Below are 21,772 nucleotides of genomic sequence, written 5' to 3' on the forward strand. Positions count from 1 at the left end.
CGACCGGCCCGTCGATGACGACGAGGAGCACGGTGACCTTCACAGCCCCGATCCAGCTGCCCGGCCTGACGCTCGACCCGCAGTGGTACAAGCGCTCGGTCTTCTACGAGTGCATGATCCGCTCGTTCGTCGATTCGAACGGCGACGGGATCGGTGACCTGCAGGGCGTGATCGGCAAGCTCGACTACCTGCAGTGGCTCGGCGTCGACGCCCTGTGGCTGCCGCCGTTCTTCCAGTCGCCGATGCGCGACGGCGGGTACGACATCGCCGACTACAAGGCGATCCTGCCGGAGTTCGGCACGCTCGACGACTTCCGCGAGCTCGTCACGAAGTCGCACGAGCGCAACATGCGCATCGTCATCGACATGGTGATCAACCACACCAGCGACCAGCACGAGTGGTTCCAGCAGTCCCGCGAGGATCCCGACGGCCCCTTCGGTGACTTCTACGTCTGGCGGGACACGGACGAGGAGTACCCGAACATCCGGGTGATCTTCGTCGACACCGAGGAGTCGAACTGGACGTTCGACCCGGTCCGCCGGCAGTTCTTCTTCCACCGGTTCTTCTCGCACCAGCCCGACCTGAACTTCGAGAACCCCGCGGTGGTCGAGGCCGTGTACGACGTCGTGCGGCACTGGCTCGACCTCGGTGTCGACGGTCTGCGGCTCGACGCGATCCCGTACCTGTTCGAGTCCGAAGAAGGCAACGGCGAGGGCGAACCGGAGACCCACGAGTTCATCAAGAAGATGCGCGCGATGGTGGACGACGAGTACCCCGGCCGTGTCCTGCTCGCCGAGGCGAACCAGTGGCCGCGCGAGACCGCCGCCTTCTTCGGCACCGACGAGGAGCCCGAGTGCCACATGGCATTCGACTTCCCGGTGATGCCCCGCATCTTCTACTCGCTCCGTGCCCAGCACGCCAAGGAGCTGTCGGCGATCCTGTCGGAGACGCTCGACGTGCCGTCCGCGGCAGCCTGGGGCGTGTTCCTCCGCAACCACGACGAGCTCACGCTCGAGATGGTCAGCGAGGAGTACCGGCAGGCCATGTACGGCTGGTACGGCTACGACCCCCGGATGCGCTCGAACATCGGCATCCGCCGCCGCCTCGCTCCCCTGCTCGACAACTCGCGTGCCGAACTCGAACTCATCCACGCACTGCTGTTCTCGCTGCCGGGCTCGCCGTTCCTGTACTACGGCGACGAGATCGGGATGGGCGACAACATCTGGCTGCCCGACCGCGACTCGTCCCGTACGCCGATGCAGTGGACCCCCGACCGCAACGCCGGGTTCTCCACGGCAGACCCGGGCAAGCTCTACCTGCCCGTGGTGCAGTCGCTCGTGTACAACTACGCGCAGGTCAACGTCGAGGCGCAGCTCGCCCAGTCCCGCTCCCTGCTGCACTGGGTGCGCAACGTCATCCACGTGCGGAAGGCCCACCCGGTGTTCGGGCTCGGGACCCTGCACGTGCAGGAGACCTCGAACGAGTCGGTGCTGGCGTTCGTGCGCTCGTGGAGGGCTCCGGCCAGCAGTTCGGGCCGTCGGCGGAGGACGTGCTGTGCGTGTTCTCGTTCGCCACCAACCCGACGTCGGTCACGGTGTCGGCTCCCGAGTTCGCCGGTCGGCCGCTCTACGACCTGTTCGGCGGCGGTTCGTTCCCCGCGTTCGACGAGGACGGCACCGTCACGCTGACCCTCGGGACGCAGTCGTTCTACTGGCTGCACGTCGGCGCGCCGGTCGGGTAGCACCGGTCGTGTCGGTGCGTCCCGTTAGCCTGACCGCGTGACGTTCCCCACAGCACAGCTGGATCCGACAGCACAGCTCGACACGCCCGCCCCGGCGCAGGACCTCTCCGGACGCCCCTGGTGGCACGCCCTCGGCGTCTTCGACCTCGAGACCACCGGTGTCGACGTCGAGACGGCGCGGATCGTCACGGCGCACGTCGGCCTCATCGACATGACGGGTGCCTCCATCGCCGAGGGCGCGTGGATCGCCGACCCGGGCATCGCGATCCCCGAGGGCGCCGCGGCCGTGCACGGCTACACCACCGAGCGCGCCCAGGCCGAGGGGCGTCCCGCGGCCGAGGTCGTCGCCGAGATCATCGCCGCGATCGAGGCGGTGTTCGCCCGCGGCATCCCGCTGGTGATCTACAACGCCCCGTACGACCTGACGGTCCTCGACCGCGAGGCGAAGCGGCACGGGTTCGCCTCCCCCGTCATCGGCAACGTCGTCGACCCGCTCGTGATCGACAAGGCCCTCGACACCTTCCGCAAGGGCAAGCGCACGCTCGAGGCGGCGTCCGAGCTGTACGGCGTCACCCTCGACGACGCACACGACGCCGGCGCCGACGCCATCGCGGCCGGTCGGGTCGCCCAGGCCATCGCCGGCAAGTACCAGGACGAACTCGGCATCTCGGCAGAAGAGCTCCACCGCAAGCAGGTCGGGTGGTGCGCCGAGCAGGCGACCTCGTTCCAGGAGTACATGCGCAAGAAGCGCGACCCGTCCTTCACCGCCGACGGTCGCTGGCCGCACCGCAACGGCGCCTGACCCGCGCACCGGCCGCACGACGCAGAACGGGCGGTCCTCCCGAAGGAGGACCGCCCGTTCCGACGTGCTGTGGGGCTGCTTACTTGGAGAAGCCCTTGAAGCGCTGGTTGAACTTCTCGACGCGACCGGCCGAGTCGAGGATGCGCTGCTTGCCCGTGTAGAACGGGTGCGAAGCGGACGAGATCTCGACGTCGATCACCGGGTAGGTGGCACCGTCGAGCTCGATCGTCTTGTCGCTGTTCGCGGTGGAACGCGTCAGGAAGGTCTCACCGGAGGCCAGGTCACGGAAGACGATGGCGCGGTACTCGGGGTGGGTGTCGGTCTTCATGGAGTTTCCTCGATAGCGGTAGCGGTGGTGGGATTGCGCGAGATGCGCGGGAAGTCATCGGCTTGCGCCAGCCGTCAACGTTACCAGACGGACGGCGCGATCGCAGCGCTAGGACGCGCGCGCCGTGTACCGACCGGCGTCCTTCGTGACGGACAGCGCGATGCCGAACGCCTCGGTCAGGGTCTGGTCGGTCAGGACCTCGTCGATGGGCCCGGCGGCCTGCACGTGGCCGTCGCCGAGCACCAGCGCGTGGGTGAACCCGGCGGGGATCTCCTCGACGTGGTGGGTGACGATCACGATGGCCGGCGAGTCGGCGCTCTGGGCGTAGCCGCCGAGGGTGCGGACGAGGCTCTCACGGGCACCGAGGTCGAGCGAGGCGGCCGGTTCGTCCAGGAACAGGATCTCCGGGTCGGTCATGACGGCACGGGCGATCTGGACGCGCTTCTGCTCGCCGTCGCTCAGCTCGCCGAAGGTGCGGTCGGTGAACGACCCCAGGCCCCACTCCTCGAGCACGCGCTGGGCACGGCGGACGTCGAGCTCCTCGTACTCCTCGTTCCAGCGACCCGTGACCGAGTACGCAGCCGTCAGCACGACGTCGATGACCTTCTCGGTCACCGGGATGCGCCGGGCCAGGGCGGTCGACGCGAAGCCGATGCGCGGGCGGAGCTCGAACAGGTCGGCGCCGCCCAGCTCGGTGCCGAGCACTTCGACGTCACCCGAGGTCGGGAACGTCTGGGCACCGGCGACCTGCAGCAGCGTGGTCTTGCCGGCGCCGTTCGCGCCGAGCACGACCCAGCGTTCGTCGTCCTGCACCCCCACGAGATCGAGTCGAGGATGGTGGCCCCGTTGCGGACCACGGAGACGTCCGACAAGCGCACGACCGAGGGCATGCGACCAGCCTACGGGGTCCGGCCGAGCACCTCGTCGTAGACCTGCCGTGTCCTCGTGGCGATCGCGTCCCAGGTGAACTCGGACTCGACGCGCAGGCGCCCGGCGCGGCCCATGAGCTTCGCGAGCCCCTCGTCGGCGAGCACCTCGTTGAGCGTCGCAGCCAGGTCCGCCACGTACTTGTCGGGGTCGGTCGGGGTGCCCGTGCCGTCCTGCGCCTGGTCGATCGGCACGATGCGACCGGTGAAGCCGTCCGCGACGACCTCGGGGATGCCCCCGGTCCGGGTACCGACGACGGGGATGCCGCACGCCATGGCCTCGAGGTTCACGATGCCGAGCGGTTCGTAGATCGACGGGCACACGAACACGGTGCCCGAGGACAGCACGTTCACGATCTCCTCGTGCGCGAGCATCCGGTCGATCCACACGACGCCCTCGCGCTGCTCGCGCAGGCCCTCGACCAACCCGGTGACCTCGGCGAGGATCTCCGGGGTGTCCGGGGCACCGGCGCACAGCACGATCTGGACGTCCTCGGGGAGCGACGCCACGGCGCGGAGCAGGTAGGGCAGGCCCTTCTGCCGGGTGATGCGACCGACGAAGACGACGCTGGGGCGCGACGGGTCGATGCCGAGGGCGCGGACGGCGTCCTCGTCGACCTGCGGCTTCCAGGCGTCGATGTCGATGCCGTTGTAGACGACGTGCACCTTGGCCGGGTCGATCGACGGGTACGAGCGCAGGATGTCGGCGCGCATGGCCTTCGACACCGCGATGACACCGTCGGCGTTCTCGAACGCCTCGCGTTCCATCCAGCTCGACAGGCGGTAGCCGCCGCCGAGCTGCTCGGCCTTCCACGGGCGCAGCGGCTCGAGGCTGTGCGCCGTGACGACGTGGGGGATCCCGTAGGTCAACTGCGCAATCCGGCCCGCCGAGTTCGCGTACCAGGTGTGCGAGTGCACGAGGTCGGCGCCCTCGACGTCGGCGGCGATGGCCACGTCGGTGCCGAGCGCCTGCAGCGCGCCGTTCGCCTGTTCGAGACCGGCCGGCGTGCGGTACCCCCAGACGTCGGCTTCGTCGCGGAACGCCCCGAACGCCCGGACACGGACGTCGGTGTCCGTCCCCGACCGCAGCGCAGCAGTCAGTTCGGCCACGTGGACACCCGCTCCGCCGTAGACCTCCGGCGGATACTCCCTGGTCAGTAGATCGACTCGCACGGGTTCAAGGTAACCGGTTCCCAGTGCTGACGCCTACTGTGATCGGCATGGCACCAAAGAAGGTCTTCGGCATCGTGCTCGCTGGCGGCGAGGGGAAACGGCTCATGCCGCTCACGGCCGACCGGGCGAAGCCCGCAGTCCCGTTCGGCGGGAACTTCCGTCTCATCGACTTCGCGCTGTCGAACCTGGTGAACTCCGGTCTGCAGAAGATCGTCGTCCTCACCCAGTACAAGTCGCACAGTCTCGACCGGCACGTCGCCGAGACCTGGCGCATGGAGGGCCTGCTCGGGTCCTACGTGGCGTCGGTCCCCGCGCAGCAGCGACTCGGCAAGCGCTGGTTCGCCGGGTCGGCCGACGCGATCCTGCAGTCGCTCAACCTGCTCCGCGACGAGCGTCCCGACATCGTCGTCGTGGTCGGCGCCGACCACGTGTACCGGATGGACTTCCACCAGATGGTCGAGGCGCACATCGCCTCGGGTCGCAGCGCCACCGTCGCGGCGATCCGTCAGCCCATCGAGCTCGCCGACCAGTTCGGCGTCATCCAGGTGGACGCCGACGACCCGACGAAGATCGACGCCTTCCTCGAGAAGCCGAAGAACCCGGTCGGGCTCGCCGACTCCCCCGGCGAGGTCCTGGCCTCGATGGGCAACTACGTGTTCAACGCGGACGCCCTCGTCGACGCGGTGCTCCGCGACGGCCAGGTCGAGTCGTCCGCGCACGACATGGGCGGCGACATCGTCCCCGACTTCGTGGACCGCGGCGACGCCGGTGTCTACGACCTGCAGCGCAACGAGGTCCCCGGGTCCACCGACCGCGACAAGTACTACTGGCGCGACGTGGGGACGATCGACTCGTTCTTCGACGCGCACATGGACCTCATCGCCCCGGTGCCGGTGTTCAACCTGTACAACCAGGACTGGCCGATCTTCAACCAGCAGACCAACCTGCCGCCGGCGAAGTTCGTGCGGGACGCCAACGGCAACACCGGCTCGACGGTCGACTCGCTCGTGTCGCTCGGTTGCCTGGTGTCGGGCGCGCAGGTCGAACGCAGCATGATCGGCCCGTGGTGCGGGATCGACTCCGGCGCGAAGGTCCTCGACTCGATCGTCTTCGAGCGGGCGACGATCGGCGCCGGTTCGGTCGTGAACCGGGCGATCCTGGACAAGGACGTCGTCATCGCGCCGGGTGCGCAGGTCGGCATCGACCGTGAGGCCGACGAGGCCCGCGGCTTCACCGTGACCGAGTCCGGCATCACCGTGGTCGGCAAGGGCGTCCGCGTCGACGCCTGATCCGTCAACAAGTCCGGGCTCCGCCCATTGGTCGGCAAGGGCGTCCGCGTCGACGCCTGATCCGTCAACAAGTCCGGGCTCCGCCCATTGGTCGGCAAGGGCGTCCGCGTCGACGCCTGATCCGTCAACAAGTCCGGGCTCCGCCCATGGGTCGGCAAGGGCGTCCGCGTCGACGCGTAGCGTCGGCCGGTCACGTCGACACCGACGAACGGACGGACAGGAGGCACGGCTCGCGTCACGGACGCGGGCCGTGCCTCCGTCTGTCGGTACCGTTGGTCCGTGCCCCGCTTCCTCGTCGTCCTCGATGCCGATTCCACCCTCCTCGAGGACGAGGTGATCGAACTCCTCGCCGACACCGCCGGGACCCGGCCACAGGTCGCGGCGATCACGGAGCGCGCCATGCGCGGGGAGATCGACTTCGCCGAGAGCCTCCGGGAGCGGGTCGCGACCCTGGCGGGCCTCCCGGTCGACGTCTTCCGACGCGCACAGCAGGCGGTCCGCGTGACGCGGGGTGCCGACCAACTCGTCCGCGGCGTGCACGCCGCCGGTGGGACCGTCGGTGTCGTGTCCGGCGGGTTCCACGAGGTCCTCGACCCGTTCGCCGAGCAGCTCGGTCTCGACCACTGCCGGGCGAACCGGCTCGAGGTGGCCGACGGCGAGCTGACCGGCCGTGTGCTCGGCGACGTCGTGGACGCGCACGCCAAGGCCGTCGCCCTGCGGGAGTGGGCCGAGGCCGACGGCGTGGACGCGGTCCGCACCGTCGCGATCGGTGACGGGGCGAACGACCTCGAGATGATGCGCGTCGCCGCCCTGTCGGTGGCGTTCGACGCGAAGCCGCGCGTGCGGGAGCAGGCGGACGTCGCCGTCGTGGACCGCGACCTGTCCGCCGTGCTCGCGACGCTCGGCCTGCGCGGCTGACGCTCCGCCGATCCTCGCAGCCGAGTCTCGCGCAGGGCGACACTGCTCGGCCCGCGCGGCCCGAGCAGTGTCGCTCAGGCCGAGACTCGGGCGGGACAGGCCGAGCGGGCCCGCCGGGCGGGCTGGCTAGTGGCCCATGCCGAGGCCGCCGTCGACCGGGATGATCGCGCCGGAGACGTAGCCGGCCCCGTCGCTCGCCAGGAACAGCGTGGCGTCGGCGACGTCGTCGACCGTGCCGTACCGGGCCGCCGGGATCGCCTTCTTGAACTCGGCCTGCAGTTCGTCGGACAGCGCGGCCGTCATGTCGGTCTGGATGAACCCGGGCGCGACGACGTTGGCGGTGATGCCGCGCGAGCCGAGTTCGCGGGTGATCGAGCGGGCCATGCCGACGAGGGCGGCCTTCGACGACGCGTAGTTGACCTGGCCGATCTGGCCGTAGGCGCCGACGACGCTCGACATGAGCACGATGCGCCCGAACTTGGCCTTCATCATGCCCTTGGTGGCGCGCTTCACGACCCGGAACGTGCCGGTCAGGTTGGTGTCGACGACGCTCGTGAAGTCGTCCTCGGACATGCGGAGCAGCAGCTGGTCGTTCGTGATGCCGGCGTTGGCCACGAGCACCTCGATCGGACCGAGCTCGGCTTCGACCTGCGTGAAGGCAGCGTCCACCGAGGCCGTGTCGGTGATGTCGGCCTGCACGGTGAGGGCCCCTTCGGGTCCGCCCTGTCCGCTGCGCGACGTGACCGCGACGCGGTGCCCGGCGGCGACGAAACGCTCGGCGAGGGCGTGGCCGATGCCGCGGTTGCCGCCGGTGATCAGGACGGTACGGGGGGTGCTCATGGTCGCTCCGTTCGGTGGTGGTGTGCGGTCGTGTCGTGCCGACGGGTCGGCGGACACGCCCGGACGAGCGTAGCGGAGCCAGCACCGCAGCCCGTTCGCGCGCGGCGCACCCACGATCGGCCCCGGAGGCTTAGGCTGGACCACGGGTAGACGGAGACCATCTGTATGAAGAGCACGCACACCAGCATCACCACGCTCCCGGATTCGCCGGAGCTGGACCGGGCGCACCGCCTGTCCCGCTACGTGTGGCAGATGGCCATCCGCGTCGTCCTCTTCGTCGTGGCCGTGCTCGTCTACTCCATCTGGCACTCCTGGATCGCCGTCGTGCCGATCGTCCTCGCCGCCGTGATCCCCTGGGTCGCCGTCATCGTCGCGAACGCCGGCAGCCGGACCGAGAGCGACATGATCTCGCCCGCCGGTGCCATGCAGCTCTACGACGCGGTCGACCCGGGCCTCCGCGAGCAGCAGGAAGAGGACCGGGCCCAGGCCTACCGCGACGAGCAGGACCGCCTCCGGCAGCAGGCCCAGCACGCGCAGGACGAGTGGCAGCGCAACGGCGACCGCTCGAAGATGTGGGGACACCGCTGATGGGCGCGACCTTCGACCTGCACACCGAACCGGGCTCGACTCCCGTCTGCTCCCGGGCCGGCTGCTCCAACACGGCAGCGTGGCGGGTGAACTGGCGCAACCCCGGATCCACTCCGCCGACCGCGTGAAGATCTGGGCCGCGTGCGAGGAGCACCGCGACTTCCTCGCCGACTACCTCCGGTCCCGCACCTTCCCGGTGCGCGTCACCGGCATGCACGAGGACGTCGACCGGCTCGACGACGAACGCGACCCGGCCTCGTCGCCGAAGAACGACGTCGGGGTGCGCTCCGCCGGCACCGGTCGATGACCGACGACTTCGACCCGCACTCCCGGTACGGCCGGAAGCACGCAGCCAAGCTGCAGCGCGCCGCCGACCACGCCCGTCGCTCCGTGCCGGACGATGAACGCCGCACCCAGGAGGACCCGGACGAGCCCTTCGTCGGATGGCACTTCGTCCGGAGTCGCCGCTGGCTGGGGTACTTCGCGATCGCCGTGGCCTTCGCGATCGTCTGCGCCCTGTTCGGCATGTGGCAGTGGGACCGCCGCAACGAAGCGGTGCGCCAGAACGAGCAGGTCGCCCAGAACTACGACCACACCCCGGTTCCCCTCGACCAGGCGCTGCCGACGGCGTCGAGCTGGCAGGACGAGCAGGAGTGGCTCCGCGTCTCCGTCACGGGTCGCTACGACATCGACGCGCAGCTGCTCGTCCGCAACCGCGTGCACAACGGCCAGCCCGGCTTCGAGGTCCTCACCCCCTGGTCACCGACGTCGGCCGCGCGTTCATCGTCGACCGCGGCTGGGTCCCCACCGGCAACGCGCAGGACGCCCCCGACCACGTGCCCGCTCCCCGTCCGGCGAGGTGACGGCGATCGTCCGCCTGCAGCAGAGCGAACCCCGGATCCCCGGCCGCACCGACCCCGCGCACACCGACCAGGTGCAGTCGGTGACACTGGCGGACGTCGCGAAGAAGGTCGACACCCCCATCTGGACCGGCGCGTACGGCGAGCTCGCCTCCGAGTCCCCCGCCCCGACCGAGGCGCGCCCGCTCGGCTGGGAGCGCCCCACTGCCGACACGGGCCTGCACCTGAGCTACTTCATCCAGTGGTTCCTGTTCGCGGCCGGCGGCTTCGGGTTCCTGGCGTACGTCATGGTGCAGGAGTACCGGAACCTCAACCAGGACGACCCGGAAGAACGCGAGCGCGCCCAGGAGCGGCAGCGCCGCAAGGACGCCAAGCCCAAGACCGACGCCGAGATCGAGGACGACCTGATCGCGTCCCGCCGCTGACGCGCCCGCTCGTGTGCGCGCGTCGGCGCACCGGACGGCGAACCCGGCACCGTGCGGACAGGCTCCGCCTGGCCACCCGGCTGCCCTGCCGACCGGCGTCAGGCGAGCTCGATGAGCTCCGCGTAGTCCTTGTTCCAGTGGTCCTCGGTGCCGTCCGGCAGCAGCAGCACGCGCTCGGGGTTGAGCGCCTCGACGGCACCGGCGTCGTGCGACACCAGGACGACCGCGCCCTCGAACCCGGCGAGGGCATTGAGGATCTCCTCGCGCGACGCCGGGTCCAGGTTGTTCGTCGGCTCGTCGAGCAGCAGCACGTTCGCCCCGGAGACCACGATCATCGCGAGCGACAGTCGGGTCTTCTCGCCACCGGACAGGACCCCGGCCTTCTTGTAGCCGTCGTCCCCGGTGAACAGGAAGGACCCGAGCACGCGACGGGCCTCGGTCTCGTTGAGGTCGGTCGACGCCGACACCATGTTCTCGATCACGGTGCGGTTGATGTCGATGTTCTCGTGCTCCTGCGCGTAGTACCCGATGCGCAGGCCGTGGCCGGGCTGGATCTCACCGGTGTCGGGCAGGTCGGCGCCCGCCAGGATCCGGAGCAGCGTCGTCTTGCCGGCACCGTTGAACCCGAGGATGACGACGCGCGAACCGCGGTCGATCGCCAGGTCGACGCCCGCGAAGATCTCGAGCGACCCGTAGGACTTCGACAGCCCCTCGGCCATGAGCGGCGTGCGGCCGCAGGGGGCCGGCGTGGGGAAGCGGATCTTGGCGACCCGGTCGGCGACGCGTTCGTCCTCGAGACCTGCGAGCAGCTTGTCGGCACGCGCGACCATCTGGTGCGCCGCGGCGGCCTTCGAGGCCTTCGCACCGAACCGAGCGGCCTGGTCCTTCAACGTCGCGGCCTTCTTCTCGGCGCCGGCGCGCTCCTTGCGGCGACGCTCCTCGTCGGCGACGCGCTGCCGCTGGTAGAGCTTCCAGCCCATGTTGTAGATGTCGATGGTCTGGCGGTTGGCGTCGAGGTAGAACACGCGGTTGACGACCTCTTCCACGAGCTCGACGTCGTGGGAGATGATGATGACGCCGCCGGGGTAGGTCTTCAGGTGCTCCCGCAGCCACACGACCGAGTCGGCGTCGAGGTGGTTCGTGGGCTCGTCGAGGATCATCGTCTCGGCGTCCGAGAACAGGATCCGCGCGAGCTCGATGCGACGACGCTGACCACCGGACAGGGTCTTGAGCTGCTGGTCGAGGATGCGGTCCGGCAGCTTGAGGTTCGACGCGATCGACGCCGCCTCGGCCTCGGCCGCGTAGCCGCCGAGCGCGTTGAACTGGTCGTCGAGCCGGCTGTACCGGCGCATCGCCTTCTCGGCGACGGCGGTGTCCTCGCTCGCCATGTCGAGCGTGGCGAGGCGGATGCCCTCCACGAGTTCACCGAGCCCGCGGGCGTCGAGGATGCGCTTGCGCGCGGTCTCCTCCGGGTCGCCGGAGCGCGGGTCCTGCGGCAGGTAGCCGATCTCACCACCGCGGTCGATCGTGCCGCCGTTCGGCTGCGTCTCGCCTGCGAGGGCCTTGGTCATCGTCGTCTTCCCCGCGCCGTTGCGGCCGACGAGTCCGATCTTGTCACCCTTCTCGACACGGAAGGACACGTCTTCCATGAGGAGACGAGCTCCGACGCGGATCTCGAGTTCGTGCACGGCAAGCACAGTGGACGTCCAATCAGTTGGTGGGTTTGCACAACGACGTGTGCGTGAGGTGCACCGCTACGCTGACGGGACCGATGGTTCCGAACGGGACCAGCAGTCCATTCTAGGAGAATCCATGACGAACGCCACCGGGTTCGCTCCCCGCGCAGTCCTCGCCGACCGTCTGCGGACGCACGGGCTGGCCACGAACGCCGCCCTCGTCGCCGGCGGAGCCCTGTTCACCGCTGCGATGGCACAGCTCGAGGTCCCGATGTGGCCGGTCCCGATCACCGGGCAGACGCTCGCCGTCGTCCTCGTCGGTGCGACCCTGGGTGCCCGACGCGGCATGCTCTCGCTGCTCGTCTACGCCGTCGCCGGCCTGGCGGGCGCACCGTTCTTCGCCGACATGACCGGCGGCCTGCAGGCCTTGGCCGTACCGAGCTTCGGCTACGTCATCGGGTTCATCCCCGCCGCGGGCGTCGTCGGCTGGCTGGCCCGCCGCAACTGGGACCGGCACTTCGGGCGCGCAGCCGTCGCGATGCTGCTCGCGAGTGCCATCCCGTTCGTGACCGGTCTGCCGTACCTGGCGGTCGTGCTCGGGCAGCTCGGCGCACCCAACGACCTGCAGTCGGTGCTCGCTGCTGGCCTGTACCCGTTCATCGTCGGTGGGATCGCGAAGGCGCTCATCGCCGCGGGCATCGTGCCGCTCGCGTGGAAGGCGCTCGGCCGCCGCTGACGCACGGCGCGCTCGTCGTCGACACGGTCGACACGCCCGGCTCGGCGGCCGGGGTTCCGATGTCTCGGAACCCCGGCCGCTTCTGCGTTCGTCCGTGGAACCTCGGCGAACGTGAGTGGCGTGTCGCGCCCCGCGCGCGGCGCGACCACGGACAGACGGGAGGCCCGGTGCCAGCTGGCACCGGGCCTCCCGTCTGCGGTGTGGTCGCGACTAGATCGCGAACCCGAGCGCGCGCATCATCTCGCGCCCGTCGTCGGTGATCCGCTCCGGACCCCACGGCGGCATCCAGACCCAGTTGATGCGGAAGGCGTCCACGATGCCGTCGAGCGCGTTCGCGGTGTCGCCCTCGATGACGTCGGTGAGCGGGCAGCCGGCACTCGTCAGCGTCATGCTGATCACGAGCGCCGAGGCTTCGTCGTCCCAGGCCAGGTCGTAGATCAGGCCGAGGTCGACGATGTTGACGCCGAGCTCCGGGTCCTGGACCTCCTTCAGGCCCTCGACGACCTCGTCGAACTTCTCCGGTGCGAGTGCCGCGATCATCAGGCCTGCGCCTCTGCGGCGGACGCCGCCGCAGCCTGCACGTAGCGGTCGTAGCCCTCGTTCTCGAGGCGGTCGGCCAGCTCCGGGCCACCCTGCTCGGCGACCTTGCCCGCGACGAACACGTGCACGAAGTCCGGCTTGATGTAGCGGAGGATGCGCGTGTAGTGCGTGATGAGCAGCACGCCCAGGCCGGTCGCGGCCTTGGCGCGGTTGACGCCCTCGGACACGATCTTCAGCGCGTCGACGTCGAGGCCGGAGTCGGTCTCGTCGAGCACGGCGAAGCGGGGCTTGAGGAGCTCGAGCTGCATGATCTCGTGGCGCTTCTTCTCGCCACCGGAGAAGCCCTCGTTGACGTTGCGCTCGGCGAACGACGAGTCCATCTTGAGGTCGGCCATCGACTGGCGGAGCTCCTTGATCCAGCCGCGCAGGGCCGGGGCCTCGCCGTCGATCGCCGTCTTGGCGGTGCGGAGGAAGTTCGACACCGTCACGCCGGGGATCTCGACCGGGTACTGCATCGCCAGGAACATGCCGGCACGGGCGCGCTCGTCGACGCTCATCGCGAGGACGTCCTCGCCGTCGAGGGTGATCGAGCCACCGACGACGTCGTACCGGGGGTGCCCGGCGATCGTGTAGGCCAGCGTGGACTTGCCGGAGCCGTTCGGCCCCATGATCGCGTGGATCTCGCCCTCGTTGATCGTGAGGTCGACACCCTTGAGGATCTCCTTGGTGCCCTGATCGGTGTCGATCGAGACCTGGAGGTCGCGGATTTCCAGAGTGGACATTGCGTGGGTTCCTTCGGTTTTCTGTCGTGTCGCGGACGGGCCGCGGAAAGTGTGGGGGCCGGGAGGCGGAGTCAGTCGACGGGGACGGGATCGTGCACGTCGACGTAGACGTCGCCCTCGCGCACCTCGACCCGGAACACCGGGACGGGCTCGTACGCCGGGAAGTTCTGCGGCTTCCCCGTGGCGAGCGAGAAGCGGGAGCCGTGGGCCCAGCACTCGAGCGTGTCGCCCTCGATGAACCCCTCGGCCAGCGAGATGTCCCCGTGGGTGCAGGTGTCGCCGATGGCGTGCACGGTGCCGGACGAGTCCTTCACGATGGCCACCGCGGTGCCGTCGACGACGGCGCGCATGGGGCTGTCCACCGCGATCTCGGACTCCGCGCAGACCTTCGTGGGCATCAGGCGTCGGCCTCCGCCGGCGCGACGATCACCGAGCGGCCCTCGGCGAGCTCCTGCTCGACCGCGGCGATGAGTCGTTCCTCGAGCTCGGGCGCACCGATCTTCTGGATGACCTCGACCAGGAAGCCGAGCACGACGAGCCGACGCGCTTCTTCCTCGGGGATGCCGCGGGCCTGCAGGTAGAACAGCTGCTCGTCGTCGAAGCGACCGGTCGCACTCGCGTGGCCGGCGCCCTCGATGTTGCCCGTCTCGATCTCGAGGTTCGGGATGCTGTCGGCACGCGTGCCGTCGGTCAGCACGAGGTTGCGGTTCTGCTCGTACGAGTCGGTGCCGTCACCGGCGCGACCGATGAGCACGTCACCGATCCACACGGTGTGCGCGCCCTTGCCCTGCAGCGCGCCCTTGTAGTTGACCCGACCGCGCGTGTTCGGCGCATCGTGGTTCACGTAGACCTGCTGCTCGATGTACTGACCGGCGTCGGCGAAGTACACGCCGTACATCTCGGTGTCGGCGCCCTGCGCACCGAGGTGCGTCGAGGGGTTGACCCGGATGACGTCGCCGCCGAGCGAGACCACGACGTGCTTCAGGAAGGCGTCGCGGCCGACCTCGGCGAAGTGCGTCGAGACGTGCACCGCGTCGTCGTCCCAGTCCTGCAGGCTGACGACGGTCAGGCGTGCACCGTCCTGCACGACGATCTCGATGTTCTCGCTGAGCAGTGCGCTGCCGCGGTTGTCGAGCACGACGATGCCCTGGGCGTGCGGCTCGGCCGTGATGACCGTGTGCGCCGCGCGGGGCTGCGTGCCGAAGTCGGAACGCGTGATGGTGATGAACTCGTGCGCCTCGGTCGCCGTGATGGTGACGGCGAGGACGGCGTCGCGCGCCGTCCACGCAGCGGCCGCTGCACGGTCCTCGGGCAGACCGGCGGTCCCGACGCGGGGGTCGTCGCTGCGACCCCACTCGACGTCGGCACCGTCGGACTGGCGGGCGAGGAACCGGTAGGCGGATCCGTCGAGACCGCCGTCGAGGAGCGGCTGGAGCTTCGCCAGGGGCGCGAACTTCCAGTTCACCTCGCGGCCGGTGACGGTCGGGAACGCCTCGAGGTCGCCGGACTGGAACCGCTCGGAGCGGGTCTGGACCGGGATCTTCTTGTCCGGGGCGTCCCAGCCGCCGTCGGAGTGGGCTCCGGCGCCGTGCTGTTCGGCACCCTGGGCGGGTGCCGCGGGTTCGATCGGCTGGTCGATGTGGGGAGGGGTGGTGCTGGACATCTAGCCGACGGATCCTTCCATGCTCATCTCGATGAGCTTGTTGAGTTCGAGCGCGTACTCCATCGGGAGCTCGCGGGCGATCGGCTCGATGAAGCCACGGACGATCATCGCCATCGCTTCGTCCTCGGCCATGCCGCGGGACATCAGGTAGAAGAGCTGCTCCTCGCTCACGCGCGAGACCGTGGCCTCGTGCCCGAGCTGGACGTCGTCGACGCGGATGTCGATCGCCGGGTACGTGTCACTCCGGCTGATCGTGTCGACGAGCAGCGCGTCACACCGCACGGTGTTCGCCGCGTGGTGGGCCGCCGGGTCCACCCGGACCTCGCCGCGGTAGCCGGCACGACCACCGCCACGGGCGATCGACTTCGAGACGATCGACGACGTCGTGTACGGCGCCATGTGGATCATCTTCGCGCCGGCGTCCTGGTGCTGGCCGGGGCCGGCGAACGCGACGGACAGGGTCTCGCCCTTGGCGTGCTCACCGGCGAGGTAGATCGACGGGTACTTCATCGTCACCTTGGAGCCGATGTTGCCGTCGATCCACTCCATCGTGGCGCCCTCGTGCGCGATCGCACGCTTGGTCACGAGGTTGTAGACGTTGTTCGACCAGTTCTGGATCGTCGTGTAGCGAACGCGGGCGTTCTTCTTCACGATGATCTCGACGACGGCCGAGTGCAGCGAGTCCGACTTGTAGATCGGGGCGGTGCAGCCCTCGATGTAGTGGACGTAGGAGTCCTCGTCCGCGATGATCAGCGTCCGCTCGAACTGGCCCATGTTCTCGGTGTTGATCCGGAAGTAGGCCTGGAGCGGGATCTCGACGTGGACGCCCTTGGGGACGTAGACGAACGAGCCGCCCGACCACACGGCCGTGTTCAGCGCGGCGAACTTGTTGTCGCCGGCCGGGATCACGGTGCCGAAGTACTCCTGGAAGAGCTCGGGGTGCTCGCGGAGCGCGGTGTCGGTGTCCATGAAGATGACACCCTGCTGCTCCAGGTCCTCGCGGATCTGGTGGTACACGACCTCGGACTCGTACTGCGCGGCGACACCGGCGACGAGGCGCTGGCGCTCGGCCTCGGGGATGCCGAGCTTCTCGTAGGTCGCGCGGATGTCCTCGGGGAGGTCCTCCCACGACTGCGCCTGCTTCTCGGTCGAGCGCACGAAGTACTTGATGTTGTCGAAGTCGATGCCCGTCAGGTCGGCACCCCACGTCGGCATCGGCTTGCGCCCGAAGAGCTGCAGGCCCTTGAGCCGGTTCTTGAGCATCCACTCGGGCTCGTGCTTGAGGTTCGAGATGTCGGTGACGACCTCGTCCGAGACCCCACGGCGGGCCGAGGCCCCGGCCGAGTCGGAGTCGGACCAGCCGAACTCGTATTGCCCGAGCCCTTCGAGCTCGGGACGGTCGATGAGCACGTCGGACATGGTCTCCTCGTTTCCTTCTCGCGGGGCAGCGTCTTCAGGTGTGAACCCGTGGCGTCTGGACGCCATTCCACCGCAGACCGCCGACAGGCGGACACGGTGCTGCTCCCTCGCAACGACAATGGTTCCACGCAGTCCCTGGATCGATCGGCGATCTCGGCCCATTCGGAGCCGGCGCCTGCCTAGACTTGACTGCTGCTGAACCCTCGAATCCTACAGGTTCACTGCACGGAACAACAGGAAGGCACCACCCTCGTGACTCGCGTCGGACCCCCGTCGACCAGGATCTCCGGACCGCACGGTGGTGGTCGCTCCCCCGGGTCGTCGACCGCCGGGTCATCGCGCTGGCGTGGGCCTCGTTCGTGGTCGAGGTCGTGTTGATCGGCACCGGCGGCCTCGTCCGCCTGACCGCGTCGGGCCTCGGATGCCCCACCTGGCCCAAGTGCACGGCCGATTCGCTGGTCTCGACACCCGAGATGGGCATCCACGGGATCATCGAGTTCGGCAACCGACTGCTCACCTTCGTGCTCGTCATCGTGGCGATCGCCATGTTCCTGGCGGTCGTCCGGATGCTCCGCACGCGCCCCGAACTCTTCTGGCTCGCGTTCGCTCAGGGCGTCGCGATCCCGGTCCAGGCCGTCATCGGTGGGCTCAGCGTGCTCACGAACCTCAACCCGTTCGTCGTCGGGCTGCACTTCGTCGTGTCCGCCGCCCTGACATCGGTCACCGCGGCCCTGGTCTACCGGACGATGCACGGGCCCCGCACCAGCCACCGCCTCGTGCCCGGCTGGTACACCGGCGTCGTCCGCGGCACCGTCGCCGCCGTCGTGGTCACCGTGCTCGTCGGCATCCTGACGACCGGCAGCGGCCCGCACGCCGGTGCCGACGAGGCCGTCGACGGCGGGATGCTGCACCGCACGGGCTTCGACCCCGCGGTCATGGAACACGTGCACGCCTGGCCCGCGTACGCCCTGTTCGCGCTGACCCTCGTGCTCGTCGTCGGCGCCGTCCGGCTCCGGATCTCGAGCAAGTGGGCACTGTTGCTCCTCGTCGTCGAGTTCCTGCAGATCGCCGTCGGCCTGACCCAGGCCCGCACCGGCCTGCCCGTCGGGCTGGTGGGCACGCACATGGTGCTCGCCGGGCTGCTCGTCGGGGCCACCACGGCGGTCGTGCTCGCCACGCGCGCCAGCGCCGGCCGCGAGGCCGTGCGCGAACCGCTCGACGCCGCCTGACGCCCGGGCGCGTCGCACGCGCGCACCCGTCTCCGACACCGGTTCTGCGACACCCCACGAGTCGATCGACTCGTGGGGTGTCGTTCGTTGCACACGCATCGGGTACGTACGCACGGCCCGACAGTCCACGCGACGATCGACCGGTGGACCGTCGCAAAACGCGTGCGCCCCGCGCCCACGTCCACGGCCGCGCAAGGTCCCGCACTGACCCGGAGCGACGTCCTCGACGTCGTACGACGTCGAGGACGTCGCAACCCCGCGCCCGCAACCGTTGCGCACGCGCACCGACGACGAAGGCGACGTCGCACGACATCGAACTCGTCGTACGACGTCGCCAGCGGCGACGCGCAGCGCCTAGAAGGTGAAGACCTGCGGCAGCAGCGGGTCGATGCCCACGGCGATGAAGAGCAGCGTCAGGTACGTGATCGAGCTGTGGAACACGCGCATCGGCTGCACGTGCTCGACGTGCTGGATCGCCCGCGAGTACAGCCGGTGCGACTCGACGACGAACCAGATGCCGCCGGCCAGTGCGACCACGGTGTACAGCGGGCCCATGTGCGCAACGGGGATGAGCAGGAGCGAGCAGACGAGCGTCGCCCAGGCGTAGAGCACGACCTGCAGGCCGACCACGGTGCGACCGCGGACCACGGCGAGCATCGGGACGTCGGCGGCGTCGTAGTCGTCGCGGTACTTCATCGACAGCGGCCAGTAGTGCGGCGGCGTCCAGAGGAAGATCACCATGAAGAGGATGACCGGGGCCCACGTCAGCGACCCGGTGACGCCCGCCCAGCCGATGAGCACGGGCATGCAGCCAGCCGAGCCGCCCCACACGATGTTCTGCGGGGTGCGGCGCTTGAGCCACAGCGTGTAGACGAACACGTAGATGAGGATCGCGATGACGCTCAGGGCCGCGGCGAGCCAGTTCACCAGGAACCCGAGCACCGCCGTCGACAGGACGCCGAGGATCCACGAGAACACGAGGGCTTCGCGGTCCGAGAGCTCACCGGTCACCAGCGGGCGGGTGCTCGTCCGCTTCATCAGCCGGTCGATGTCACGGTCGATGTAGCAGTTGAAGGCCGACGCCGAGCCGGCGGACATCGCCCCGCCGAGCATCGTCCAGAACACGAGCCAGAGGTCCGGCACGCCACGCTCGGCCAGGAACATGGTCGGCGCGGTGGTCACGAGCAGCAGCTCCATGACCCGCGGCTTGGTCAACGAGACGTACGCACGGACCTTGCGGGACAGCGTCGATCGGGGTCGATCGGTGTCGGGCCTGGTCACGGTGGCAGTCGGCAAGGGAACCTCAGTCTGTTCGCATCAGCTCGCACACTCGGTGGACGACTGCGGCGGCGTCCGGGCATGCGCTGACCCGGAATGTCCACGGGTCGTCGACAGTTTACGTGATGGAAGCGCCGCGATGATGCCCCGCTCCCCCATCCCGGTCGGAACGACGGGCCGCGGAGCACGACACGCCCGGCGGAAGAGGTCCCGGGTGACCCGACTCGTGAACATCGGGCGTCACCTGAACCCCTTCTGAGTGGCTGGTCACTATGCTGGACCTGCCCTCCCGCAGTGCGCGCCCCGATGACGTCGGCCGCGATGAGCCGGTCGGCCGCCGCTAGACGGCGACACGACTCGGCCCCGGGATGGCCACATGTCCGTGCGATGGCACGAGCCCTCGCACATGTCGCATCAAGAAGGGTCAACATCCAAGTGGCTGAATTCACCTGGGACGCCATCGACCGGAAGGCCGTCGACACGGCCCGCGTTCTCGCCGCCGACTCGGTCGAGGCCGCCGGCAACGGTCACCCCGGCACCGCGATGAGCCTCGCGCCGCTCGCACACCTGCTCTTCCAGAAGGTGATGCGTCGCGACCCGAGCGACTCCACCTGGATCGGCCGCGACCGCTTCATCCTCTCCGCCGGTCACGCCTCGATCCTGCAGTACGTGCAGTTCTACCTGCACGGCTACGGCCTCGAGCTCGACGACCTGCAGCACCTGCGCAAGTGGGGCTCGAAGACCCCGGGTCACCCGGAGTACGGCCACACCGACGGTGTCGAGATCACCACCGGCCCGCTCGGCCAGGGCCTCGCGTCCTCGGTCGGCTTCGCCTACGCCCAGCGCTTCGAGCGCGGCCTGTTCGACCCGGAGACCCTGGCCGGCCAGTCGCCGTTCGACCACTTCACCTACGTGATCGCCGGTGACGGCGACATGCAGGAGGGCGTGACGAACGAGGCGGGCTCGCTCGCCGGCCGTCAGCAGCTCGGCAACCTGATCGCGTTCTACGACTCGAACCAGATCTCGATCGAGGACAACACCGACATCGCGTTCTCGGAGAGCGTCCCCGAGCGCTACGAGGCGCTCGGTTGGCACGTCCAGATCGTCGACTGGAAGAAGACCGGCGAGTACTCCGAGGACGCCGTGGAGCTCCACGCCGCGATCGAGGCCGCCCAGCAGGTCACCGACAAGCCATCGCTCATCGTCCTCAAGACGATCATCGGTTGGCCGTCGCCGACCAAGCAGAACTCCGGCAAGATCCACGGTTCGGCGCTCGGCGCCGACGAGATCAAGGGCCTCAAGGAGGTCCTCGGCTTCGACACGTCGAAGACCTTCGAGGTCGCACCCGAGGTCCTCGAGTACACCCGCGGCGCCGTCGCGAAGGGCCAGGCGCAGCACGCCGAGTGGCAGAAGACCTTCGACGCGTGGGCTGCTGCCAACGCCGACAAGAAGGCGCTGTTCGACCGCGTCAACGCCAAGGAGCTCCCCGCGGACCTCGAGGCAGCACTGCCGGTCTTCCCGGCCGACAAGGCCGTCTCGACCCGCGCTGCCTCCGGCAAGGTCATCAACGCCATCGCGCCGCTGATGCCCGAGTTCTGGGGTGGCTCGGCCGACCTCGCCGAGTCGAACCTCACCACGATCGAGGGCGCCAAGTCCTTCGGTCCGGCCGAGGCCTCGACGTCGACGTGGAGCACCGACCCGTACGGCCGCGTGCTGCACTTCGGCATCCGCGAGCACGCCATGGGCTCGATCCTCAACGGCATCGTCCTGCACGGGAACACCCGCCCCTTCGGCGGCACGTTCCTGATCTTCAGCGACTACATGCGTCCGGCAGTCCGTCTCGCCGCGCTCATGGGCGCCCCGGCGATCTACGTCTGGACCCACGACTCCGTCGCCCTCGGCGAGGACGGCCCGACGCACCAGCCGATCGAGCAGGTCTCGTCGCTCCGTGCGATCCCGGGTCTCGACGTGGTCCGCCCCGCCGACGCCAACGAGGTCGCGTACGCCTGGCTCGAGATGCTCAAGCACACCGACCGCCCGGCCGGCATCGCGCTGAGCCGTCAGAACCTGCCGGTGTTCGAGCGTGGCGAGGGCGACGCCTCCGGTGAGGTCTTCGCCTCGGCGAAGAACGTCGCCAAGGGTGCGTACATCCTGGCCGAGGCGCCGAACGGCACCCCGGACGTGATCCTCATCGCGACGGGTTCCGAGGTCCAGATCGCCGTCGAGGCCCGTGAGCAGCTCAAGGGCGAGGGCATCAACGCCCGCGTCGTGAGCGCACCGTCCATCGAGTGGTTCCGCGCCCAGTCCGAGAACTACCAGGACCAGGTGCTCCCGAAGGACGTCACCGCTCGCGTGTCGGTCGAGGCCGGCATCGCCATGAGCTGGCGCGACATCGTCGGCGACAAGGGCCGCAGCGTCTCGATCGAGCACTTCGGTGCCTCGGCCGACTACCAGACGCTCTTCAAGGAGTTCGGCTTCACGACGGAACACGTCGTGGCCGCCGCGAAGGAATCCATCGCGGCTTCCTGACCCGCAGGGGCCGGGTCCGGTTCGCCGGAT

Annotated in this window: 19 protein-coding genes and 3 pseudogenes; 11 read left to right on the forward strand and 11 right to left on the reverse strand. The window is 69.3% G+C overall.

What is annotated here, in order from left to right; all coding sequences use genetic code 11:
- The first annotated feature begins 14 nt into the window (after positions 1 to 14).
- Both treS and ACZZ0J_RS03220 read left to right on the forward strand, forming a co-directional pair.
- A pseudogene (gene treS, locus ACZZ0J_RS03215) lies at positions 15 to 1,741 on the forward strand (maltose alpha-D-glucosyltransferase).
- Between the two features lie 58 nt (positions 1,742 to 1,799).
- Positions 1,800 to 2,543: a 3'-5' exonuclease gene (locus tag ACZZ0J_RS03220; RefSeq protein WP_123339893.1), complete on the forward strand. Its 744-nt coding sequence runs from the start codon at positions 1,800 to 1,802 to the stop codon at positions 2,541 to 2,543.
- A 79-nt stretch (positions 2,544 to 2,622) separates the two neighbouring features.
- Here the strand turns inward: ACZZ0J_RS03220 and ACZZ0J_RS03225 are convergent, their stop codons facing one another.
- From ACZZ0J_RS03225 to glgA, 3 genes and pseudogenes are all read right to left on the reverse strand, one after another.
- Positions 2,623 to 2,871: a type B 50S ribosomal protein L31 gene (locus ACZZ0J_RS03225; RefSeq protein ID WP_017887280.1), complete on the reverse strand. Its 249-nt coding sequence runs from the start codon at positions 2,869 to 2,871 to the stop codon at positions 2,623 to 2,625.
- Positions 2,872 to 2,979: 108 nt separating this feature from the next.
- Positions 2,980 to 3,761: pseudogene (locus tag ACZZ0J_RS03230) on the reverse strand (ABC transporter ATP-binding protein).
- Between the two features lie 9 nt (positions 3,762 to 3,770).
- Positions 3,771 to 4,970 (reverse strand): glycogen synthase, encoded by a 1,200-nt coding sequence (gene glgA, locus ACZZ0J_RS03235; RefSeq protein ID WP_463434813.1) that lies wholly within the window; start codon positions 4,968 to 4,970, stop codon positions 3,771 to 3,773.
- A 47-nt stretch (positions 4,971 to 5,017) separates the two neighbouring features.
- On the opposite strand from glgA, the gene glgC reads away from it, so the two are divergent.
- Entirely contained in the window at positions 5,018 to 6,259 is a 1,242-nt protein-coding gene (gene glgC, locus ACZZ0J_RS03240) for a glucose-1-phosphate adenylyltransferase (protein WP_123294454.1), read from the forward strand.
- Between the two features lie 279 nt (positions 6,260 to 6,538).
- On the forward strand, positions 6,539 to 7,177 hold the full coding sequence (serB, locus tag ACZZ0J_RS03245) for a phosphoserine phosphatase SerB (RefSeq protein ID WP_214546699.1): 639 nt from the start codon (positions 6,539 to 6,541) through the stop codon (positions 7,175 to 7,177).
- A 126-nt stretch (positions 7,178 to 7,303) separates the two neighbouring features.
- Here the strand turns inward: serB and fabG are convergent, their stop codons facing one another.
- Complete coding sequence (gene fabG / locus ACZZ0J_RS03250) at positions 7,304 to 8,017, reverse strand: 3-oxoacyl-ACP reductase FabG (protein WP_027465673.1); 714 nt, start codon at positions 8,015 to 8,017, stop codon at positions 7,304 to 7,306.
- A gap of 165 nt (positions 8,018 to 8,182) precedes the next feature.
- Here fabG and ACZZ0J_RS03255 point away from each other — a divergent pair, with 165 nt between their 5' ends.
- From ACZZ0J_RS03255 to ACZZ0J_RS03270, 4 genes and pseudogenes are all read left to right on the forward strand, one after another.
- Positions 8,183 to 8,605, forward strand: coding sequence for a DUF3099 domain-containing protein (locus tag ACZZ0J_RS03255; RefSeq protein WP_123312561.1), 423 nt, complete (start codon positions 8,183 to 8,185; stop codon positions 8,603 to 8,605).
- 79 nt (positions 8,606 to 8,684) lie between these two features.
- The gene (locus ACZZ0J_RS03260; RefSeq protein ID WP_463434819.1) at positions 8,685 to 8,912 is read left to right on the forward strand and encodes a hypothetical protein; all 228 of its coding nucleotides are present in this window, start codon (positions 8,685 to 8,687) and stop codon (positions 8,910 to 8,912) included.
- A 218-nt stretch (positions 8,913 to 9,130) separates the two neighbouring features.
- A pseudogene (locus ACZZ0J_RS03265) lies at positions 9,131 to 9,310 on the forward strand (SURF1 family cytochrome oxidase biogenesis protein); the annotation flags it as partial.
- A 154-nt stretch (positions 9,311 to 9,464) separates the two neighbouring features.
- A complete protein-coding gene (locus tag ACZZ0J_RS03270; RefSeq protein WP_463434821.1) occupies positions 9,465 to 9,890 on the forward strand; it encodes an SURF1 family cytochrome oxidase biogenesis protein in 426 nt (141 codons plus the stop codon).
- A gap of 98 nt (positions 9,891 to 9,988) precedes the next feature.
- Here the strand turns inward: ACZZ0J_RS03270 and ACZZ0J_RS03275 are convergent, their stop codons facing one another.
- Positions 9,989 to 11,587: an ABC-F family ATP-binding cassette domain-containing protein gene (locus tag ACZZ0J_RS03275; RefSeq protein ID WP_159571247.1), complete on the reverse strand. Its 1,599-nt coding sequence runs from the start codon at positions 11,585 to 11,587 to the stop codon at positions 9,989 to 9,991.
- 115 nt (positions 11,588 to 11,702) lie between these two features.
- On the opposite strand from ACZZ0J_RS03275, the gene ACZZ0J_RS03280 reads away from it, so the two are divergent.
- Positions 11,703 to 12,302, forward strand: coding sequence for a biotin transporter BioY (locus ACZZ0J_RS03280; RefSeq protein ID WP_123294377.1), 600 nt, complete (start codon positions 11,703 to 11,705; stop codon positions 12,300 to 12,302).
- A 210-nt stretch (positions 12,303 to 12,512) separates the two neighbouring features.
- On the opposite strand, the gene ACZZ0J_RS03285 is transcribed toward ACZZ0J_RS03280, so the two are convergent.
- The 5 genes from ACZZ0J_RS03285 to sufB form a co-directional block, all read right to left on the reverse strand.
- Positions 12,513 to 12,842 carry a metal-sulfur cluster assembly factor gene (locus ACZZ0J_RS03285; protein WP_111083972.1) on the reverse strand — a complete coding sequence of 110 codons (330 nt, stop codon included), beginning with the start codon at positions 12,840 to 12,842 and terminating at the stop codon, positions 12,513 to 12,515.
- Entirely contained in the window at positions 12,842 to 13,624 is a 783-nt protein-coding gene (sufC, locus tag ACZZ0J_RS03290) for a Fe-S cluster assembly ATPase SufC (RefSeq protein WP_463434826.1), read from the reverse strand. Before sufC ends, ACZZ0J_RS03285 begins: the two co-directional genes overlap by 1 nt.
- 71 nt (positions 13,625 to 13,695) lie before the next feature.
- Positions 13,696 to 14,022 (reverse strand): non-heme iron oxygenase ferredoxin subunit, encoded by a 327-nt coding sequence (locus ACZZ0J_RS03295; RefSeq protein ID WP_111083970.1) that lies wholly within the window; start codon positions 14,020 to 14,022, stop codon positions 13,696 to 13,698.
- Entirely contained in the window at positions 14,022 to 15,287 is a 1,266-nt protein-coding gene (gene sufD, locus ACZZ0J_RS03300) for a Fe-S cluster assembly protein SufD (RefSeq protein WP_123339674.1), read from the reverse strand. Before sufD ends, ACZZ0J_RS03295 begins: the two co-directional genes overlap by 1 nt.
- Positions 15,288 to 16,706 carry a Fe-S cluster assembly protein SufB gene (sufB, locus tag ACZZ0J_RS03305; protein WP_111083968.1) on the reverse strand — a complete coding sequence of 473 codons (1,419 nt, stop codon included), beginning with the start codon at positions 16,704 to 16,706 and terminating at the stop codon, positions 15,288 to 15,290.
- A gap of 359 nt (positions 16,707 to 17,065) precedes the next feature.
- Between sufB and ACZZ0J_RS03310 the strand changes: the two genes are divergently transcribed.
- Positions 17,066 to 17,935, forward strand: a complete 870-nt coding sequence (locus ACZZ0J_RS03310) for a COX15/CtaA family protein (RefSeq protein ID WP_463434830.1) — start codon at positions 17,066 to 17,068, stop codon at positions 17,933 to 17,935.
- Between the two features lie 354 nt (positions 17,936 to 18,289).
- Here the strand turns inward: ACZZ0J_RS03310 and ACZZ0J_RS03315 are convergent, their stop codons facing one another.
- Positions 18,290 to 19,216, reverse strand: a complete 927-nt coding sequence (locus tag ACZZ0J_RS03315; RefSeq protein WP_111083966.1) for a heme o synthase — start codon at positions 19,214 to 19,216, stop codon at positions 18,290 to 18,292.
- Positions 19,217 to 19,648: 432 nt separating this feature from the next.
- Between ACZZ0J_RS03315 and tkt the strand changes: the two genes are divergently transcribed.
- On the forward strand, positions 19,649 to 21,742 hold the full coding sequence (gene tkt / locus ACZZ0J_RS03320; RefSeq protein ID WP_463434833.1) for a transketolase: 2,094 nt from the start codon (positions 19,649 to 19,651) through the stop codon (positions 21,740 to 21,742).
- Positions 21,743 to 21,772: the final 30 nt, after the last annotated feature.

The organism is Curtobacterium sp. AC272 (assembly GCF_979258155.1).

Coding starts and splice junctions, on each gene's coding strand:
- ACZZ0J_RS03225 (WP_017887280.1), bottom strand. CDS start 2,871: ATGAAGACCGACACCCACCCCGAGTACCGCGCCATCGTCTTCCGTGAC.
- glgC (WP_123294454.1), top strand. CDS start 5,018: ATGGCACCAAAGAAGGTCTTCGGCATCGTGCTCGCTGGCGGCGAGGGG.
- fabG (WP_027465673.1), bottom strand. CDS start 8,017: ATGAGCACCCCCCGTACCGTCCTGATCACCGGCGGCAACCGCGGCATC.
- ACZZ0J_RS03255 (WP_123312561.1), top strand. CDS start 8,183: ATGAAGAGCACGCACACCAGCATCACCACGCTCCCGGATTCGCCGGAG.
- ACZZ0J_RS03280 (WP_123294377.1), top strand. CDS start 11,703: ATGACGAACGCCACCGGGTTCGCTCCCCGCGCAGTCCTCGCCGACCGT.
- ACZZ0J_RS03285 (WP_111083972.1), bottom strand. CDS start 12,842: ATGATCGCGGCACTCGCACCGGAGAAGTTCGACGAGGTCGTCGAGGGC.
- sufC (WP_463434826.1), bottom strand. CDS start 13,624: ATGTCCACTCTGGAAATCCGCGACCTCCAGGTCTCGATCGACACCGAT.
- ACZZ0J_RS03295 (WP_111083970.1), bottom strand. CDS start 14,022: ATGCCCACGAAGGTCTGCGCGGAGTCCGAGATCGCGGTGGACAGCCCC.
- sufD (WP_123339674.1), bottom strand. CDS start 15,287: ATGTCCAGCACCACCCCTCCCCACATCGACCAGCCGATCGAACCCGCG.
- sufB (WP_111083968.1), bottom strand. CDS start 16,706: ATGTCCGACGTGCTCATCGACCGTCCCGAGCTCGAAGGGCTCGGGCAA.